The organism is Tessaracoccus sp. OH4464_COT-324, from assembly GCF_003932855.1.
Lineage (GTDB): Bacteria > Actinomycetota > Actinomycetes > Propionibacteriales > Propionibacteriaceae > Arachnia.
In genome coordinates this window covers 1-400 of record NZ_RQYZ01000125.1, presented here as the reverse complement: position 1 = coordinate 400, position 400 = coordinate 1, and the positions used below count along the sequence as shown (strand labels likewise).

Here is a 400-nt window from a genome sequence, read left to right as displayed (position 1 = left end):
ACACACCGGCCAACAACTCACCCGGCTCACCGCCCACACCCGGGCGGTCACCGCGGCCGCCTGGCACCCCGACGGCCACCAACTCGCCACCGGCAGCCACGACGGCAGCTGCATCATCTGGGACCCACACACCGGCCAACAACTCACCCGGCTCACCGCCCACACCGACTCCGTGACCGCGGCCGCCTGGCACCCCGACGGCCACCAGCTCGCCACCATCAGCCGCGACGGCAGCTGCATCATCTGGGACCCACACACCGGCCAACCCATCACCCACCTCACCGCCCACACCCGGCCAATCGCTGCTCTCTCCTGGCACCCGGGCGGCCACCAGCTCGCCACCATCAGCCGCGACGGCAGCTGCATCATCTGGGACCCACACACCGGCCAACCCATCACC

Annotated in this window: 1 protein-coding gene; it reads left to right on the top strand. The window is 71.0% G+C overall.

All coding sequences use genetic code 11. The annotated features are described in order from the left end of the window. On the top strand, positions 1 to 400 hold a 400-nt coding region (locus EII42_RS12410), incomplete at both ends, for a WD40 repeat domain-containing protein (protein WP_199729897.1).